2 protein-coding genes are annotated in these 3,043 nt (G+C 72.8%); one reads left to right on the top strand and one right to left on the bottom strand.

Annotated elements, in window-relative coordinates; all coding sequences use genetic code 11:
* Window positions 1-190 precede the first annotated feature (190 nt).
* A complete protein-coding gene (locus tag ACFW9D_RS05340; RefSeq protein ID WP_384618024.1) occupies window positions 191-682 on the bottom strand; it encodes a MarR family winged helix-turn-helix transcriptional regulator in 492 nt (163 codons plus the stop codon).
* Between the two features lie 159 nt (window positions 683-841).
* Between ACFW9D_RS05340 and ACFW9D_RS05335 the strand changes: the two genes are divergently transcribed.
* Window positions 842-2,977, top strand: a complete 2,136-nt coding sequence (locus ACFW9D_RS05335) for an MMPL family transporter (RefSeq protein WP_384618021.1) — start codon at window positions 842-844, stop codon at window positions 2,975-2,977.
* Window positions 2,978-3,043 lie beyond the last annotated feature (66 nt).

Below are 3,043 nucleotides of genomic sequence, written 5' to 3'. Positions count from 1 at the left end.
GCTCGCCCGCTCTCTCGCTCTGTCTCCCTCTCTCTCCACTCCCCGCGCTCCGCCCGGCCGGCCCCCCACCTACTATCCGACCCCCACTTCCTCTCCGTGGCCCCCCCTGCCCCCCTCCCCCCCCCCCACGGCGTGGACCCGGTCGGAGGCGGCCCGGCGGACCGGCCGGGGGCCGCCGGGAGCGGCCGGGTCAGCGGGACAGGGTCAGTTCCTGGTTCATCTCGGCCAGGAACCGGGCCACGACGCCGAGTTCCTCCGCCGTGAAGTGGCTCCGGGCGGCGTCGGTGGCGCGGGCCAGCGGGCGGAAGGCGTCCCGCGCCACCGCCTTGGCCCCCTCCGCGTAGTACAGGTGCACCACGCGGCGGTCGTCGGCCGCGCGAACCCGCCGGATGTGCCCGGCCTTCTCCAGCCGGTCGAGGCAGGCGGTCACCGCCCCCGACGTCAGGTTGAGCTGCCCGCGCAGGCGGCTCGGCGTCATGGGCTCGTCCGGCGCCTCCGTCTCGGCGTCGAGGATCGCGATGAGCGCCTGCACATCCGTGAGGTGCAGGCCCTGTGTGTGGGCGAACTCCTGGGCGATCCGGTTGAACTCGCCGTTCATCCGGCGCAGAAGAACCGCGAACAACTGCAACCCGACGGGGCTCTCGTCGGGAAGAGGGGGTGTGGGTGCGCCGGGACCGCTCATGCCTCTAGAGTACGATCACTCAATCATTGAGATACTTTATTGTTGAGTTAATTTACGGGAGTCCCGTCCGCCGACCGGTCCTGAGGGCCGGTCGCCCGGCGTTCACCGCTCACCGCTCGCCGTCCGTCGTCCGTCGTCCGTTGTCTTTCCGGGGATGTCATGAGAACCGCACCGCGCTGGGCCAGGTGGCTCGTACCGCTCGTCCTGCTGATCGTCTGGCTGGGGGTCGGCGGCACGCTCGGCCCCTACGCGGGCAAGCTGGGCGAGGTCGCCACCAACGACCAGGCCGCCTTCCTGCCGCGGAGCGCCGAGTCCACCCGAGTGCTCGACGCGGGCAAGGAGTTCGACCGGTCCGAGACCCTGCCCGCCATCGTCGTGTGGACCGCGGACGGCGCACCCGTCACCGGCGCGCAACTGCAGTCGGCCACCGCGGCCGTCGCAGGCCTCGCGGGGGACACCGGGATCGTCGGACGCCCCTCGCCGGCGCTGCTCTCCGAGGACGGCGAGGCCCTGCAGGCCGTCGTACAGCTGAAGCCCGACCTCGGCGAAGAGCTGCCGGAGGTCCTCGACGAGGTGCGCGCGGCGGCGGAGCGCGTGCCGGGCGTCACCGCGCAGCTCGCGGGACCGGCGGCGAGCCAGGCCGACCTGTCCGACGCCTTCGCCGGGATCGACGGACTGCTGCTCGGCGTCGCCCTCGGCGCGGTCCTGCTGATCCTGCTGCTCGTCTACCGCAGCCTGTTGCTGCCCTTCGTGATCATCATGGGCGCGGTGTTCGCCCTGGGGCTCGCCTGCGCGGTGGTCTACGCGCTCGCCGACCGGGACGTGGTGCGCGTCGACGGCCAGGTGCAGGGCATCCTGTCGATCCTCGTCATCGGCGCCGCGACCGACTACGCGCTGCTCCTCGCCGCCCGCTTCCGGGAGGAACTCGCCCTGCGCGGCGACCGGTTCGAGGCCTCCCGCGCCGCCGTCCGCAGGTCCTTGGGCGCGATCACGGCGAGCGCCGGCACGGTGGCGCTCGGCCTGCTCGCGCTGCTCGCGAGCGACCTCACCAACAACCGTGCCCTCGGCCCCGTCGGCGCCATCGGCATCGTCTGCGCCGTGCTCACGACCGTGACGTTCCTGCCGGCGGTCCTCGCCCTGCTCGGCCGCGCCGCCTACTGGCCGTCCCGGCCGAAGGAGGCGGACGCCTCGGTCGAGGGGCACCGCGTGTGGCAGCGCGTCGCCGCGACGGTGGACCGCCGCCCGCGACGGGTGTGGGCGGGGACCGCGCTGGTCCTGGCCGTGTGCGCGGCTTTCGCCCCTTCGCTCTCCGCCAAGGGCGTCCCGCTCGACGAGATCTTCGTCAACGACGCGCCCTCGGTCGCCGCCCAGCGGACGCTCGGCGAGCACTTCCCCGCGGGTTCCGGCAACCCGGCCGTCGTCATCGCCGACGCCGACCGCGCCGAGGCGGTGCGGACCGCCGCGGAGAAGACCGAGGGCGTGGCCTCCGCCGCGCCGCTCACCACCACGGGAAGGCCCGGTCCCGGTGCACCCCTCGTCGTCGACGGGCGCGTGCGCATCGACGCCACCCTCACCGACGCCGCCGACAGCGACGCCGCAAAGGCCACCGTCGAGCGGCTCCGGGCGAACCTGCACCGGGTCGACGGCGCGGACGCCCTCGTGGGCGGCTACACGGCGCAGCAGTACGACACCCAGCAGACCGCCGCGGACGACCGGGCCCTGATCATCCCGATCGTGCTCGGCATCATCCTGCTGATCCTCGTCCTCCTGCTGCGCTCGCTCCTCGTACCCGTCCTGCTCGTGGCGACCGTCGCACTGAACTTCCTCGCGACCCTGGGGGTCTCGACGCTCGTCTTCGAGCACGTCCTCGGCTTCAGCGGTACGGACGCCTCGGTGCCGCTCTACGGATTCGTCTTCCTCGTGGCGCTCGGAGTCGACTACAACATCTTCCTGATGTCCCGCGTACGGGAGGAGGCCCTGGTCCACGGCACCCGGCAGGGCGTGCTCCGCGGGCTGACCACGACCGGCGGAGTGATCACCTCGGCGGGCGTCGTGCTCGCCGCGACCTTCGCCGCGCTCATGGTCATCCCGCTGGCCTTCCTCGTGCAGATCGCCTTCATCGTGGCCTTCGGCGTCCTGCTCGACACCCTGGTCGTCCGCTCGCTCCTGGTGCCGGCCCTGGTGATCGACATCGGCCCGCGCGCGTGGTGGCCGAGCGCACTGTCCCGGAAGAGCGGTTCCGATCGTCCGTCCGATGCATCCGGGTGCGCCGGTCGCACCGAAGCAGTGCGGTAGGTGTTCGGGTCTGGCCCCGCGCAGCGGCGACCGGGCCTAGTGCGTGGCGCATGGGAGACAGGCCTG

This window comes from Streptomyces sp. NPDC059524, from assembly GCF_042749255.1.
GTDB classification, from domain to species: Bacteria; Actinomycetota; Actinomycetes; order Streptomycetales; family Streptomycetaceae; genus Streptomyces; species Streptomyces xanthii.
This window is presented reverse-complemented; position numbering and strand designations above follow the sequence as displayed.